Origin of the sequence: Psychrobacter immobilis (assembly GCF_904846235.1) — a bacterium.
GTDB classification, from domain to species: Bacteria; Pseudomonadota; Gammaproteobacteria; order Pseudomonadales; family Moraxellaceae; genus Psychrobacter; species Psychrobacter immobilis_C.
Genome location: NZ_CAJGZN010000003.1, coordinates 16,130 through 30,498, shown reverse-complemented (window position 1 = coordinate 30,498; position 14,369 = coordinate 16,130). Strand labels below are relative to the sequence as shown.

Here is a 14,369-nt window from a genome sequence, read left to right as displayed (position 1 = left end):
TCAGCCCTAATATGTTGATATCTTTTGTATATATCATTTTCTAATATAGTTTCTGCTAAGGTCTGACCCAGACACTAGTAAGATATTTTGGGCAGGTTTTTACCTTATTTATTGACCGCTTTTCACTGATAAAAAACTGATAGAGAGTAGCCATGACAGCCAATGCAACGACGACTGCTGCCACACCTGAGCAAACTGAGTCAAAAAACGTAAATCTATATGGTCGCCCTGAACGTATCGCGACCGTTGAACGTATCACTGCCGAAACGCAAATCACCTGTACCGTCAATCTGGATGGTACAGGTAAAGGCACGGTAGACACTGGCGTACCATTTTTGGATCATATGATTGATCAAATTAAGCGTCACGGTTTGTTTGACCTAGATATCAAATGTACCGGTGATACGTTTATTGATGACCATCATAGCGTCGAAGACACTGGCATTACCCTTGGCCAAGCGTTCAATAAAGCATTGGGTGACAAAAAAGGCATTCGTCGTTATGGGCACTTTTATGCGCCGCTAGATGAGTCATTGACCCGTGCCGTCGTCGATCTGTCAGGGCGTCCTGGTTTGCATATGGACATTCCATTTACGCGCTCGCACGTCGGCCGTTTCGATGTTGATTTGTTCAGTGAGTTCTTTTACGGGTTCGTCAATCATTCATGGATGACGGTGCATTTAGACAATCTAAAAGGTAAAAACAGCCATCATCAAATCGAATCAACCTTTAAAGCCTTTGCTCGTGCGTTACGTATGGCTTGTGAGTACGATGAGCGTGCATTGAACACCTTGCCATCGACCAAAGAGGCTTTCTAAGGCGCACTTAAGGCTCTTCTACAAGATTACTCAAAAGGGCCAGTCAAGTTTGGCGTACTGGTTGTACAGCCTGCGCTTGACCTCCTTGTAGCAAAACCTTATCTACACCCGCGATAATAGAAAGGGCAATAGCCAACAATATAAATGGTCAATAATATAAATAGTACAGTAGTCAAAATATTTAAAAATGAGAACCAATCGATGACTAAAATAGCACTATTAGATTATGGTATGGGCAACCTGCATTCTGCTAGCAAAGCCTTATCAGTAGTTGGGGCAGAAGTCTCTATCACCAATGATCCAAAAGTCGTTGCGGCGGCTGATAAAATTGTCTTCCCTGGTGTGGGTGCGATGCGTGATTGTATCGCTGGTATGCACGAGGCGGGCATTGATGATGTCATACGTCATGCAGTGTTTAACAAGCCCGTTATGGCCATCTGTGTGGGCATGCAGGCGTTGTTTGAGCAGTCAGCTGAAAATGGTGGTACGGACTGCCTAGGCATCTTAAACGGCACTGTAGAAGCGTTTGACCCTACGTGGAAAGACAAGCAGGGTGCGACGATAAAAGTACCGCATATGGGCTGGAATACCATCAGCGGTATGGATTTTGACCATCCGCTCTGGCACGGTATCGAAGACAATGCGCATTTTTACTTTGTGCATAGTTATTACTGTGAGCCTGCCGATAGCTCACAAGTAGCGGCGGTATGTGACTATGGTCAACTGTTCTGCGCCAGTGTGATCCAAGACAATCTATTTGCCACCCAATTCCATCCAGAAAAGAGCCATACTGCTGGCTTGCAATTGCTCAAAAACTTCGTAGAGTGGAATGTGTAAGTAGTTGATAAACGTGAAGTGAATATTTAATTTAGTAGAAGGTAGATTATCAATTGTATAATCTGCCTTTTTTATGCTCAGCCATCACTTTTTAGCTGCCATTCTTTAGCTATTATAGTTTAGCCATCATGGTTTAGTGATACGCTCAGTTATTTTCTACTCGCTTATATTTGGAATATCTCAGTGGATTTTACTGCCTTTAAAATGAATGTTGTGGAAACAACTGGCCTTGCCAAAGATGCCTTACATATCTATGTCGGTGTCGGTGTTTATCTGCTGTGTCTGGTTGCGCTGCGACCTATTATAAAAAGCCAAGGTATTCGGTCATTTATCGCATTGATCGTCGTGACTTGTATTGCGCTGTTGGGTGAGTATTTGGACAATCGAGATACGATTGAATCGCTTGGCTTAACTGGCTTGAGCCGTGATCAGATACTCGCGAGTATCCGTGATTTGATCAATACTTGTATGTTGTCTTATGTGCTCTTTGCGCTGAATAAGTGGACGACTATCTTTCGACCAACCAATAAATCGACTTCACTGACCAAACGCCATAAAAAAACGGACTATTAAAGTCCGTTTTTTGTTGTACCTCAAAAAATATTTAGTTTGTTGCTTGAGGAGAGGAACAAAGCTAATACCACAGCAATTATCGGCAACACCAAAAATTTACTCCATCCAAACGGCAAAGCATAAGCCAGCTTCGGGTAAAAAGGGCAGACATAGACAGCTATTCTGTCTTCTGAAGTTATCGAATTCGCTACTGCCTTTCTAACTCCTTTTTCACCAAAACTACGCACCCCTCCAAAAGCATTCAGTAATGTGCTGGTATAGATGACACCTTCGAACTCATATTGATACTTAATAAAAAGCTCATGTACATCAACCAGATAAGAGAATTTGGCAGAAGTAATCACTACTCTTTTGCTTAAAACCTTTGAATCTACTTTTGGAAAACATAAAAATATAAAGTCAGTTATGAGCGCTATTAAGATCCACACCAAAAAAATAGCTGAAAATATAAATATGCCATAGAGTAAAAATATTGGGTACATAGCCATCAGACTCTAGGTTTATATGTTAGCTATATTTATTAGCTATTAGCCTCATCATACAGTTCACGCACGACTTCACCAATGGCTTTGATACCATTAGTCAGTGTCTGCTCATCCGCCGCGATACTCATACGGATACATTCGTGCGCATGCTGATAATCGCTGACATCGACACCGGGGAAGAAGTACTCGCTTGGTACAATAAGCGTGCCTTTTTCTTTTAGGCGCTCGTATAGATCCAGCGTGCTAATCGGCAAGTCTTTAAACCATAACCATAAGAATATCGCGCCCTCAGGCTTATGAATGACCAACGGATAATCGCCTAAGGCTTCTTTTAATAGCTTGACCGCGAGTGTCGCCTGCTTTTGATAAAACGGTTTGATATCGTTATCTGACAATTGCTTGATACGATCGTTTTCTACCAGTGGCGTGGCAATTGCTGCACCGAAACGTGTCGGCGCTAGATTGACCACGGCATTCATCGCGCTAACTGCTTCGATTACTTTGGCGTCGGCCACGATAATACCGGTACGCATACCAGGCAAACCAATCTTCGATAGGCTAAAGCACAGAATCGTATTGTTATCCCACGCCAAATGCGCGTCTGAATAGATGATATTAGGGAATGGCATACCGTAGGCATTATCAATGATAAGCGGAATGTCATAGCGTTTGGCAATCTCGGCCAAATGCGCCATTTCGTCATCGGTCAACACGTTGCCAGTTGGGTTGGTTGGACGTGAGCAGCAAATCGCGCCGATACGACCTTCCTTTAACGCTGGCAAGTTCTCTAATGCGTCAAAATCGACACGATATTTAAAGAAGCCTTCCTCACCATCATGCGTCACTTCATCGATATGCGGTAATACGGCGGTGAAATGCTGACCTTCGACATGCACATCACTATAGCCAATATACTCAGGGGTCAATGGCAGTAGAATGGACTTGTCGATAGATTCGTTCTTCTCATCTGTGAACGCGCCGCCAAACAGATTAAACAGATAGAAAAACGCATTCTGTGAGCCATTGGTCAAGGCGATGTTTTCTGAAGTGAGGTTCCAATCGTAATGACGGTTAAAGAAGCCAACTAAGGCGTCGATAAAAGCGGCATCACCTTGCGGATTAGAGTAGTTCGCCATGCTGATAATCGCGCTACTATTGGGCACGCCTGCATCATTATCAACACCCAGCGCCTTATAGGTCTCCAAGAACAACTCATTAACGGCATCAATTTTGGCAGGGTTACCACCGCCCAACATGTTGACAGGTTGATCGCTTTTTAGCGCATCGCCCAGATCATCCATCAATTGTGAGATGCCAGTGGGTTGGGTAAATTTTTGACCGAACTTTGAGAATTTCATAAGGCTACCATGCTGTTTGGGAAGGTGTTATAAGTTGGTATTTAACCGATAAAGTTGGGCTAGTATAGCAAATAGTCAGTTTTAAACGAGTTGGAATCGTAAAATAAACTATTGCTAAATCATCGCCCGAACTCTCGCCATAATCCCGCGTCCAATCACCAATCTTACATAAATAATAGCAATGGCAAACAGCAATACGATTAATGCTGCACCGCCAATAGCCAAGCTCGTCCACGGCACACTAAATTGTAGATTAAACCATTGCGTGATTGCTGCCCATGCGCCAACGCTGGCGATCACAACGGCAAATGTCGCCGCGCTAATACCAAGCACACCCAGCTCTAGGATATTGAGCATATATAGGTCACGCTTTTGCATACCGAGCAGTCTAAATGACGCGCTGTCTTTCATACGGTCTTGCGAGGTAGATAGTAGCGAGCTAATTAGCACCATTACCCCAGTGAGCAGGGCAAGCAAGGTGAACACATAGACCAAGCGGCTCATTTGTACCACCAGTTCTTGGATTTGCTTCGCGATAGCAGTGCCATCAATCGTAGTGACAGCAGGGAACTCACGTACCAGTTTGCCTTGTAGCTCTGGAATCGCATCTTCTGACACATGTGCAGTGGCAAATTGAATCTGCGGGGCAGCGGACAGCACAGACGGTTCAAATAAGAAATAGAAATACGGGCTTGGGCCACGCTCATAGCGCGTGCGAATACTGGTGATTTGCCCGATGATTTCGATACCCTGAATATTAAAGCGCACCTGATCACCCATACCGACATTGAGCATACTGGCAGCAGTGTCCAAGATAGACAAGGGTTTGATTTGCTCATTTGTCGCATCGATAGGGGTATATAGCGCATCATCTGTGAGCGATTCAGTGATGTATTCTGTCTCCATGACCGTATCTGCATAGCTCAAGTTAAAGACACGCGTGGGATCATCAAACCCATCAGCAGGCTCGATATCTTTTGCCGCCACATCATTTGCCGTTTCCACACGGGCACGAATGACGGGATAATAAGTGACGGGCGCCTCAATGATCGCATCAATATCGTCATGTTGATCGCTCTGCACATCGAGCAAAAACAGATTAGGCGCGTCTTCAGGATAGGCGTTGATAAACTGCGCATTGATACTGTGATTGAGCGTGGTGATAAGCGTCAGCACTGCTACCGATAACGATAAGGTGACAAAGAACAAAGCCGATTGATTGCCTTTACGTGCAAGGTTATGGATGGCGATACGCTGCATCCAACTGACCTTGGTATTGCTCGCTAACTTATTAAGCAGCCACAGCCACCCACGCGCCAATAACCAAAATATCGCTACAAAGCCAATCAAGCCGCCCAATAGCTGTGCGCCTAATGACAGCGAACCCACTTCATAAGCAAAGAAGGCATACAGCCCTGCCAGCACGATGCCATACCACAGTAATGGCGTGCGTCGATACCACGGCAGGTTTTGCGACTGCGTGCTTGCTCCTTGATTGAGTAGGGTAGCGGGTTTAGTGGTGTTAAGTGCGCTTAGACCACGCTGCGCAATCAGTAGCGTCAGGGCTAAGGCAATCACAATGGTTTTGATGGCACTGATTGGGTTGATGGCTAGACCGACATCGGCAGGCAAGATAGCCACTAGATACGGTTGTCCGATTTTAAGTAAGCCCAAACTAAGGGCAACCGCTGCGATACAAGCAATGACAGTCGTGACGATAAGCAATTGATAATAGCTACGTTTGAGTGAGCCAAGCGGTTCGCCGAGCGCCAATCGAATGGCATTATTGGACTGCTGCTTACTGACAAACGCACTAATGACGCCATACATGGCGACCGCGGATAGTAGTAACACCGCGATGACCAGCAGTTTTAAAAACATCAGCACATTATCAGAGATACGCGAGACAGAGGTGTCTGCGGACTCAGCATCAGAGAGCTCGATATCAGGATAATTGGTCAGGATATCTGTAAGCTGTTCACGCTGCGTGGTTATCAGCTCTGGGTCGCCTGCCATCTCGATACGATAGTTTATGCGGCTGCGTTGCCCCAATAGGTTGGTTGACGGGAGTGCATCTTGTTTCATCAACACACGCCCACCAAAACCAAAGGTAGTCAGCGGACGGTCAGGCTCTTTGGTCAGTACATCACTGATTGTGAACTGCGCATCGCCAATGGTGATACGGTCGCCGACATCGGCCTGTAGACTACTGAGCACTTCTGGCGCGACGATCACGCTGTCAGATGTTAGCTGATCCCACAGCGACTGTCCTGAGGCAAGTTCCGCTGTGCCGTATAAGGGATACGACGGCGAGACGGCTTTGACGCTGGCAAGCAAGGTTTGCTCATCATTGACCAGCATGGCGCTAAACTGATAGTCATACACCGTCTGTGTATTAGGGATAGTTTCTACCTGTGACAATACTTCGCTTGGCCAGTCCTGCTTACTGTTTAAGATTAGATCCCCACCAACGAGCGCGCGCTGATTGTCATTGATATAGCTATCGACAGACTGCTGCACCGAGTCGAGGGTCAGGTAGGTTGCAAGCGACAAGGTCAAGGTCAGTAGAAACAACACAGGATACACCCAGCGCTGCCACCAGCTACGACTGAGTGCTTGCGAGCCTAGTGTTTTGGTGAAAAATTGATTGAGGATACCGCTAGAATAACTGGTCTCTTGACGCATACTGGTATCAGTCTTTTTTATATCAGGCGATTTGTTGTCTGTGGGCTTACTATTCATTAAGATACAATCCAGTTATTCATGTAGGTACAATCCGCCCATCATGCATGGTGATGACGCGATCTGCCATCTCGGCAAGTGCAGGATCATGAGTCACAACCACCAATGCCGAGCCAACCTGTTGGCGTAAATCCAATAGCAGCTGCATGACTTGATCGGCATTTTGCTCATCTAAGTTACCCGTTGGCTCATCCGCAAAGACAATCTTTGGGTGCGATACCAGTGCTCGTGCTACTGCTGTACGCTGCTGCTCACCACCTGATAATTGATTGGGTAAGCTGTTACGTCTATGACCTAAGTCGACTGCATCTATCAGCTCGTCTACTCGTGATGGGTTTGGACGTCTGGCTATATCAAGTGGAAAGGCGATATTTTCGGCGACGGTCAGTGTGGGCAGTAGATGAAACGACTGAAAGACAAAGCCCATATCCTGTTGACGTATCACCGCCAGAGCATCTTCGTCAAGACTGCTAAGCATTTGACCTGCCAGCGACACCGTACCGCTATCGGGATAGTCTAACGCTGCGAGTAACCCTAACAAAGTAGATTTGCCTGAGCCTGATTTGCCCATGATGACCACAAACTCGCCAGCGTTGACATAGATATCCACGTCTTTGATGATGGACAACTTTTGCTCACCGACTTGCACGGTTTTGTTTAATTGTGAAGCGGTCAGTAGTGCTTGTGTCTTAGCATCTGCTTGTGGCGTTGCTGTGACAGTCGAAGGTGATAATGTCATTACAGTATCTCGTTAAATAGTCTCGTTTGTCTTATTTTTTGTCGTATTGTCTTGAGCCGTTGCAGCTGTGTTATCGGTATCGGTTGTTTTTAGCTCTTCTAGTTCATTTAATTTAGGCTCTAGAATAGGCAAGATATTGTTATTAACGATAATCTCGTAGCCTTCTTTAGTCGGGTGAATCGCATCCGCTTGGTTAAGCTCTCGGTCACCGCCGACGCCCTCTAAGAAAAACGGAATAAGCGTTAGATTCATGTCTTTAGCAACACGTGGATAAATGTCTGAGAATGCCGCGACGTATTCACTGCCTAGATTGTCATAGATCGACATACCGCCTAAGATGACGACACTACCATTGTCTTGCAGGTGCTTAACCGCAGTACGAATATTGGCTTCAATGGTCGCTACATCGATACCGCGTATCGCATCGTTAGCACCAATAGTCAATATGGTGATGTCGGGTTTGGTTTGCGACACCCAGTCCAATCGATTGACCAATCCCGTACTGGTTTCACCGCTTAGACCTGAGTTGATAACCTTGGCATTAGCGTAGCCCATCTCTTGTAGACGATCTTCTAACTGAGCAGGATAGTTGTCGTCTTTGTCCACTCCCAGACCTTCTGTCAGGGAGTCACCAAGCGCTAAAATAGTAAGTGATGAGGATTTGACCTGTTGATCAGTTGTTGCTGCGGTTTCAGCTGCTACTGGAGCAGTGCTGGCTTGACTGTTAGTCGCTTCAGTACTGGTACTCTGCGTATCATCAGCAGATGTCGTTTCAGCATCTTTCTGACAGCCACTGATAGCCATTGCAGCTGCGAGCATGGCGATAGCAGGCAAGCGCTGAGCAAAACGAGAAGGGAAATTCATCATGGGTGTTATGTCCTATATGCAATCAAACCAAGGTATAGTCAAATCCTATCTAAATCAGATACGGTATCAGTCGGATGAGTCGTCAGGCTCGCTCAGTCTACTATTTGTAGTACTTTCACTCACCTTCCTTTTATCCGGATTATATTGAGTATCCAGCTTATATTAAGTATCTAAGTTATATTGAACTGACTATAGCAAAATAAGACAGTGACCTATATTGCCCTAAGGTTAATTTAAGGCCGCTTTATTGCGCGTTAGCAATCATAGCCTTGTAGACCACAAAAACTGATAGAAATGAAAGCTGATAGCAATCAAATATATTTGCCATCGACCATCACTGGACGACTAACAAGCCAAGCAATCACGACGTTGACAATCATCAGTATCAGCATAATAAAAAGTGGCACACTCCAACTGCCCGTTGTTTCATGGAGCCAGCCTGTGCCCAATGGGCCAAAAAACGCAATGACATAACCAACTGCTTGAGCCATACCAGACAGCTCACTGGCTTGATTGGTCGTATAAGTACGCATCGAGAACAGCATCATGCTCAAGGTAAAAATCGCGGAACAGCCCATGCCCATCATGCCTGACCATAGCCATGCCAAATCAGTCGATAGATAGCTGACGCCCAATATACCAACGACATTTAATACAGCAGCAAATACTGCCAATGCTTGAATAGGGCGGCCACGATTGACCAACCAAGTTAGGCTTAATATAGAGACTGGTGCCATAAACTGAAATACAGAGCCCATTTGTCCAGCACTGATGGCAGATAGTCCCTTACTGACCCAAATTGACGGTAAAAAACTGGCAACGGTATAAAACAATAATGACTGCAAACCCATAAAAATAGCAATCTGCCACGCAAAGGTGGTTCGCCACATAGAGATATCAGAAGAACCTAAGGCCGCAGGGATAACCGCTTGATGGTTGGATGAACCCAAACGTACACGTAAGAATAGCCAAATAACAAAGGCAAAAACACCTAGTATCGTCCAACCACCCAATGCCCACTGCCAACCAACTTGCTCCGATAATGGTAGTACTACACCTGCGACGATACCTGCTGCTGTGGTCATCGTTAAACTAAACAACCCTGTAATCAGCGGAATATGTTGCGGGGTACGCTGTTTAATGACTGGTGCTGCTAAAGTGTTAGCGAAGCCAATGGCGAGGGTAAGCAACAAAGTACCAATTAAAAACCCACTCCATGTCGGGATAGCGGTACGGATAACCATCCCTACCGTTAACAGCCCAATCATGGCAATCAGCGTGTTTTCTAGCCCGAATCGCTTGCCAATGGTTGGGGAAATCAGCGCACCAACGGCAAAGCTCAGCATAGGCACTGCTCCTAGCCAGCCTATTTGAAATTCAGAGATATCAAGCGCGTCCTTTACCACTGGGGCGATAGAACCTAGCGCGACGATAGGCGCACGCATATTGGTGGCTAGCAGAATCATGGCACACAGAACCAACCAAAAGGTAAAGCGTGAGGAGGGCAGGTTAGATGAAGCAGATAGATTGGACGAGGTAGACATAACAGCACAACGATGACAGCGAAAAAGAACACGTTATTAAACAGCGCCAAGAAATCGCCGCTTATAAAATAACACCAGAGAGCATTGACCCAGACACGTACCTAAACGGTAATCGATATCTTAAATGAGACCGAAAGATATATGTAGCGCGTAAGACATACAATTTGCTTAACTGACTTTGCTAAATTGGCAGGCAGGTTAGTCAAAATGCATTTGTGGTTACTTCGAGTTACAGCTATAGAACAGTGATAATAAGAGATGGCGATAATAATGAATCTTAAATAAATGGTCTTATCGCACAATAAAAATAGCGCCAAGTCACTTTTACAGGACTTGACGCTATTATAAGAACATATGTCAGGTAAATGCTACCAGCGTATAGTAACCAATAGGCTATTAAACTGATTTACCCAATTGAGCAGCTCTTAATGCATTCTCTTGCTGTTCAGCGATTAGTGAATCGCACTTATTGGGATCATTACCACAAAACGAGCAATTTTCATCGCCCATCAATTTGGCAACACCGCCACAAGATCCTCTAAGCGGCTTTTTTTTGACCATATAACCGACGCCCATAAAAATGAAAAATAGGACAAATACGGTGAAAGTAATGGCAAGCATAGGAAGCAGTTGGCTAAGCATAGAGGAAACCTCATTTTAAAAAATAGGGCAGTTATTAGTAGTACTGTCTAAGTTCATGACAGCTAAGCACCTTTAATAACAACTGTATAATAGTATAGCAAATTTTAGTGCGGCTCGTTGTGCGTTAACGTATTCTCTTGTTTCACATCTATCACTTACCAGTGGCTTTTAAAATGTGCCATCTAGAGCTTGGAGAACGTTTAGAGCTTTTTATCAGCACGTAACGCTTTCATCGCTGGTGTCTGTACCACTTGCCAATCGTCAATGTTATCGTCAGCAGCTTCGTTGGACATATCGTCAGAACCCTTTGCTTTTACATCGTCAGCTAGTACCAAGAACATAGCCGCTAGATTTTGCGTTTTAGCGACGTTTAGTGCCTTGTGATAAGGCATCGCGGTAAGGGCGGTTGCCCATGCATCTGCCAACGCGACAGAGTCCGCTGCGACAGTGACTGAAGGTGCACCACCTGCAATAGGGTTGCCCGTTGTCGGGTCGATAGTATGGCTATAGCGTTTGCCATCGAATATGACAGAGTTGCGATAGTTGCCAGAGGTCGCTAGATGCATTTGGCTAGCCGTATTCTTTGGTTGGCGAATAGCAGATATGGTCTGACGTTCGCTGACCGTACTGCCTTTAATAGGGGCGTCAATCGCAATTTGCCATGGCTGCTGCTGGTTGTTCACACCAGAGGTGGCAATTTCACCGCCGATCTCAACCATATAATTACGAATTTGATAATCATCTCTCAGCACATCAGCAATGACATCGACGCCATAACCTTTGGCAACGGCAGAAAAATCTAAACCAACGCCATCTTTGGTTTTATAGATGGTGTCGTCTTTCTTTATGATGCTCTCAAAATCGACCAATGCTTTGGCTTGCGCAATCTCAACGGCAGTCGGTGGACTTTGTAGTCGCTCGACCGTCATGGTACTCCCAAAGCCCCACGTGTTTACGAGTGGCATAACAGTAGGGTCAAAAGCACCGCCTGATTGCTGATAGACAATTTGCGAGACATCGAGCACACGACTAAAGTCAGCATCGATAGTGATAGGTTTGTCTTTGCCCAAACGATTGAATGTAGATATAGTCGAGTCGTTTTGATAAGTAGACATGCTATCGTTAATTTGTTTTAGGCGCTCGTCTACCGCAGCTTGTATGGCAGCTTCGTCCGCATCATCAGGCAATTGATAGCTAATATGGTAGCTCGTCCCCATCGTCTCACCGATCAGATAGTTATAGTCTGGGGTTTGCTGGCAAGCGCTGAGACCTAAAGTACTAACAAGGCTGACGACGCTTACTAAGGTAAGGTGCAGAGATTTTTTGGAAGATAAGCTGGATATAGTGTTTTTCATAATATTTTCGGTATCGCGTAGAAATGAGTAGGGTGTAAAACAAGCCACGCTTATTTTACACCCCTTGAACCCAAAAATACCAACGAAGGCACCATTCAGCGACAATTCGTTCGGCTGAGCGGATTATTTTACTTGTGACTCACGTATGAGCTTATAGAGTTTTGGCGGAGAGACGCGGTTGACCCGTGTGGCCAGTTTTTCTTTACGACCAGCGACGATAATATATTCCTCTCCCCTGGTGAGCGCCTTCACGACTTGTTTAGCAAACTCAGTCGCAGTTAGACCGTTATTGGTTGCTTCATCCATCGTACCCTGTGCACTACCGTCGCCAGTCAACGCATTGATAGAGATATTGGTCTGGATAAACCCTGGGAATATCGTGGCTACTTCGATACCTTGATCATGTAATTCAGCACGTAAACTATTTGCCCACATATGCAGCGCTGCCTTGGCTGCCCCATAAGCACCTCGATATTGTGTACCCAATAGGCCTGCTACACTCGAAACCATCACGACTTTGCCGCCGCCTTGTGCGACCATGTCAGGCAACGCAAGTCTAGTAAGGCGCGTCTGAGCAAAATAATCTATTTCCATGATTTGGCGTTCAACTTCTTCAGCCGTGTCCATGATGAGCGAACGCTGACTGATACCAGCATTATTGATGAGCCAATCGATTTTTCCTGCCTGAGCTTTAGCAGCAGCATAAGCTTCTTTGGTTTGGTTGGCATCACTGATATCAAAAGGAACGACAATGTGCTTGTTAGCACGTTTGCAGCTATTCTTGACCACTTCTAACTTATCACTGTCACGTCCACTTAGAATAATTCTAGCCCCGCGTTTGGCGAAGGCAACGGCTAATGCTTGCCCGATACCGCTAGAAGCACCGGTAATCCAAATGGTCAGATCTTTGTATTTCATTTTCATAAGAGTCCTTTCTCAATGTTTAGATAGTCCATGATATAGGATAATAAAGCGACTCTACTAGCTAGATTTGTAGTCTGCAAAGGCACTACTATGTGTAAAAATCGCACAAAAAAAGAGCCTCAATTGAGACTCTTTTTTTATTCTTAGATTTGTGCTGTTAGATTAAGTATCTAACTTAACCACCGAAATCATCAAGCATGATGTTTTCGTCTTCCACGCCCATGCTGTGTAGCATGTCGATTACGGCAGCGTTCATCATTGGTGGCCCACACATGTAGTATTCACAGTCTTCTGGGTTTGGATGATCTTTCAGATAGTTTTCGAGCAATACGTTATGAATAAAGCCTGTTGGACCTTCCCAGTTATCTTCTGGTAATGGGTCAGACAGTGCAACATGCCACTCAAAGTTATCGAATTCTTCTTCTAGCTGATCATAGTCTTCAACGTAGAACATCTCACGAATAGAACGAGCACCATACCAGAAACTAATCTTACGATCAGTGTTCAAGCGTTTGAGCTGATCAAAGATATGTGAGCGCATTGGGGCCATACCAGCACCACCACCAACAAAGATCATTTCAGCTTCGGTCTTCTTGGCAAAGAACTCACCATAAGGACCTGAAACTGTCACTTTGTCACCAGGTACTAAGCTAAATACCCACGAAGACATTTTGCCTGGTGGAATACCGTCAGGACCACGTGGCGGTGGACTTGCGATACGGATGTTAAATTTGATGAGGCCTTTCTCTTCAGGATAGTTGGCCATTGAGTAAGCACGGATAACAGGCTCATCAACTTTTGAGACATAGTTGAAGATACCGAATTTTTCCCAGTCTTCTCTATATTCTTCATCAATCACAAAGTCTTTGTAGTGCACTTCATGCGGTGGCGCTTCAAGCTGCACATAACCACCAGCGCGGAAGTTTACTTCTTCGCCTTCTGGAATTTTTAGTACCAGCTCTTTAATGAAAGTGGCAACGTTATCGTTAGAAATAACTTCACATTCCCATTTCTGTACATCAAAGAACTCAGGATCAATCTCAATTTTCATGTCTTGCTTAACAGCTACCTGACAAGCTAAGCGCATGTGATTGCGGATTTCACCTTGAGTAAAGTAGCCTTCTTCGGTGGGCAAAATAGAACCACCACCTTCAATAACGCGGCAACGACACTGCGCACAAGTACCACCACCACCACAAGCTGAAGATAAAAATATACCTTCGCCCGCTAGCGTTTGTAGTAGTTTGCCGCCAGCTGGTGTCACCACATCATTATCGGGATTATCATTAATATGGATAGTGACATCGCCTGAACTGACCAGTCTTGAGCGCGCCGCCAAAATAATAGCGACAAGGCCCATGATGATCAAGGTAAACATAGCAACGCCACCAATCGCCGTAGCGTAATCCATGGTAGGTATCCTTAATCTATGGGGTAGGGGTGTGAGGGCATAATCTATGCTGTACCCAAACCTCTACCGAATAA

The 14,369-nt window shown here is 45.2% G+C and carries 13 protein-coding genes; 3 read left to right on the top strand and 10 right to left on the bottom strand.

Annotated features, from left to right (window positions below):
• Window positions 1-152 precede the first annotated feature (152 nt).
• The 3 genes from hisB (at window position 153) to JMX07_RS02595 (ending at window position 2,228) form a co-directional block, all read left to right on the top strand.
• Window positions 153-818 carry an imidazoleglycerol-phosphate dehydratase HisB gene (hisB, locus tag JMX07_RS02605; protein WP_220455963.1) on the top strand — a complete coding sequence of 222 codons (666 nt, stop codon included), beginning with the start codon at window positions 153-155 and terminating at the stop codon, window positions 816-818.
• Between the two features lie 201 nt (window positions 819-1,019).
• The gene (gene hisH / locus JMX07_RS02600; protein ID WP_201606166.1) at window positions 1,020-1,655 is read left to right on the top strand and encodes an imidazole glycerol phosphate synthase subunit HisH; all 636 of its coding nucleotides are present in this window, start codon (window positions 1,020-1,022) and stop codon (window positions 1,653-1,655) included.
• 204 nt (window positions 1,656-1,859) lie between these two features.
• The gene (locus JMX07_RS02595) at window positions 1,860-2,228 is read left to right on the top strand and encodes a hypothetical protein (protein WP_227684602.1); all 369 of its coding nucleotides are present in this window, start codon (window positions 1,860-1,862) and stop codon (window positions 2,226-2,228) included.
• Window positions 2,229-2,248: 20 nt separating this feature from the next.
• On the opposite strand, the gene JMX07_RS02590 is transcribed toward JMX07_RS02595, so the two are convergent.
• From JMX07_RS02590 to nqrF, 10 genes are all read right to left on the bottom strand, one after another.
• On the bottom strand, window positions 2,249-2,716 hold the full coding sequence (locus tag JMX07_RS02590) for a hypothetical protein (RefSeq protein WP_201606162.1): 468 nt from the start codon (window positions 2,714-2,716) through the stop codon (window positions 2,249-2,251).
• Window positions 2,717-2,748: 32 nt separating this feature from the next.
• Window positions 2,749-4,071, bottom strand: coding sequence for a valine--pyruvate transaminase (locus JMX07_RS02585; protein WP_201606160.1), 1,323 nt, complete (start codon window positions 4,069-4,071; stop codon window positions 2,749-2,751).
• A 114-nt stretch (window positions 4,072-4,185) separates the two neighbouring features.
• A complete protein-coding gene (locus JMX07_RS02580) occupies window positions 4,186-6,813 on the bottom strand; it encodes an ABC transporter permease (protein WP_227684591.1) in 2,628 nt (875 codons plus the stop codon).
• A 19-nt stretch (window positions 6,814-6,832) separates the two neighbouring features.
• Window positions 6,833-7,552, bottom strand: coding sequence for an ABC transporter ATP-binding protein (locus tag JMX07_RS02575; protein WP_201606158.1), 720 nt, complete (start codon window positions 7,550-7,552; stop codon window positions 6,833-6,835).
• Between the two features lie 12 nt (window positions 7,553-7,564).
• The gene (locus JMX07_RS02570; RefSeq protein WP_413786653.1) at window positions 7,565-8,416 is read right to left on the bottom strand and encodes an arylesterase; all 852 of its coding nucleotides are present in this window, start codon (window positions 8,414-8,416) and stop codon (window positions 7,565-7,567) included.
• 314 nt (window positions 8,417-8,730) lie between these two features.
• Entirely contained in the window at window positions 8,731-9,963 is a 1,233-nt protein-coding gene (locus JMX07_RS02565) for a CynX/NimT family MFS transporter (RefSeq protein WP_201606154.1), read from the bottom strand.
• Between the two features lie 396 nt (window positions 9,964-10,359).
• Window positions 10,360-10,605: a (Na+)-NQR maturation NqrM gene (gene nqrM / locus JMX07_RS02560; protein ID WP_057762175.1), complete on the bottom strand. Its 246-nt coding sequence runs from the start codon at window positions 10,603-10,605 to the stop codon at window positions 10,360-10,362.
• 200 nt (window positions 10,606-10,805) lie between these two features.
• On the bottom strand, window positions 10,806-11,960 hold the full coding sequence (locus JMX07_RS02555) for an FAD:protein FMN transferase (protein ID WP_201606152.1): 1,155 nt from the start codon (window positions 11,958-11,960) through the stop codon (window positions 10,806-10,808).
• Window positions 11,961-12,083: 123 nt separating this feature from the next.
• A complete protein-coding gene (locus JMX07_RS02550; protein ID WP_201606150.1) occupies window positions 12,084-12,884 on the bottom strand; it encodes an SDR family oxidoreductase in 801 nt (266 codons plus the stop codon).
• A 175-nt stretch (window positions 12,885-13,059) separates the two neighbouring features.
• On the bottom strand, window positions 13,060-14,295 hold the full coding sequence (nqrF, locus tag JMX07_RS02545) for an NADH:ubiquinone reductase (Na(+)-transporting) subunit F (protein WP_057762171.1): 1,236 nt from the start codon (window positions 14,293-14,295) through the stop codon (window positions 13,060-13,062).
• Between the last annotated feature and the right edge of the window lie 74 nt (window positions 14,296-14,369).

Coding starts and splice junctions, on each gene's coding strand:
- JMX07_RS02590 (WP_201606162.1), bottom strand. CDS start 2,716: ATGGCTATGTACCCAATATTTTTACTCTATGGCATATTTATATTTTCA.
- hisB (WP_220455963.1), top strand. CDS start 153: ATGACAGCCAATGCAACGACGACTGCTGCCACACCTGAGCAAACTGAG.
- JMX07_RS02585 (WP_201606160.1), bottom strand. CDS start 4,071: ATGAAATTCTCAAAGTTCGGTCAAAAATTTACCCAACCCACTGGCATC.
- JMX07_RS02570 (WP_413786653.1), bottom strand. CDS start 8,416: ATGAATTTCCCTTCTCGTTTTGCTCAGCGCTTGCCTGCTATCGCCATG.
- hisH (WP_201606166.1), top strand. CDS start 1,020: ATGACTAAAATAGCACTATTAGATTATGGTATGGGCAACCTGCATTCT.
- JMX07_RS02575 (WP_201606158.1), bottom strand. CDS start 7,552: ATGACATTATCACCTTCGACTGTCACAGCAACGCCACAAGCAGATGCT.
- JMX07_RS02595 (WP_227684602.1), top strand. CDS start 1,860: ATGAATGTTGTGGAAACAACTGGCCTTGCCAAAGATGCCTTACATATC.
- JMX07_RS02580 (WP_227684591.1), bottom strand. CDS start 6,813: ATGAATAGTAAGCCCACAGACAACAAATCGCCTGATATAAAAAAGACT.
- JMX07_RS02565 (WP_201606154.1), bottom strand. CDS start 9,963: ATGTCTACCTCGTCCAATCTATCTGCTTCATCTAACCTGCCCTCCTCA.
- nqrM (WP_057762175.1), bottom strand. CDS start 10,605: ATGCTTAGCCAACTGCTTCCTATGCTTGCCATTACTTTCACCGTATTT.
- JMX07_RS02550 (WP_201606150.1), bottom strand. CDS start 12,884: ATGAAAATGAAATACAAAGATCTGACCATTTGGATTACCGGTGCTTCT.
- JMX07_RS02555 (WP_201606152.1), bottom strand. CDS start 11,960: ATGAAAAACACTATATCCAGCTTATCTTCCAAAAAATCTCTGCACCTT.
- nqrF (WP_057762171.1), bottom strand. CDS start 14,295: ATGGATTACGCTACGGCGATTGGTGGCGTTGCTATGTTTACCTTGATC.